This is a genomic window from Shewanella algicola (assembly GCF_014648035.1).
Classification (GTDB): domain Bacteria; phylum Pseudomonadota; class Gammaproteobacteria; order Enterobacterales; family Shewanellaceae; genus Shewanella; species Shewanella algicola.
On sequence record NZ_BMQI01000170.1, the window covers coordinates 1 to 660 of the forward strand.

The 660-nt window shown below is 38.0% G+C and carries 1 protein-coding gene; it reads left to right on the forward strand.

Annotated features, from left to right (window positions below):
- Positions 1-96 precede the first annotated feature (96 nt).
- The gene (locus tag IEY42_RS22270; protein WP_188927342.1) at positions 97-621 is read left to right on the forward strand and encodes a hypothetical protein; all 525 of its coding nucleotides are present in this window, start codon (positions 97-99) and stop codon (positions 619-621) included.
- Positions 622-660: the final 39 nt, after the last annotated feature.

Sequence of the window (660 nt, forward strand, 5' to 3'; positions counted from 1 at the left end):
ATCATAAATAAGGCCTTTTTTCTACCTAAAATATAGCGTTATCGCTAAAGATCCTGTCTATGATATGAGCATAAGTCAGCTACGCATGTCTCTAGAATGTTAGATATACCCGCATCAAAAATTAGTCGCTGCTTACACACGGCAAGATTAATTTTTGGTGACGACCTGTTTATTAGGCGAAAATACGGCTTAGTACCGAATGATTATGCTGGAAAAATTTACCCCATCGCCAAAGAGATTGTTGATTGTGCAAAACATTTTAATCGGGTCAACAGTGCTGAGCAATTGCACCATCGCTATTTTGAATTAACCTTCCCAGGCATGATAACGCACGCATATCCTAGAGCCTTGATGCATGCCATTAAAGTACACAATAAAAATATTCACATCAACGTCAGTAGTTGGAGTAATCACTCACTCGAAACCCTGACCAGCGACCCTCATGCAATCGTTATGTGTTGTTGTAAAGACCCTGATGAAATACGTTTTTTTGATCAAAATTTGCAGGTTGAAGTGCTTGCAACATTAAACCGTCAGTACTTATTGTGTTGTAAAAAACACCCTATTTTAAAACAAGAAATCAGTCTAGAAACCATTCAGGGCGGGATTAAGCTTTGTTAAATCTTTTAACCAAAGAAAATCTCGCTCCTAAAATCGCCA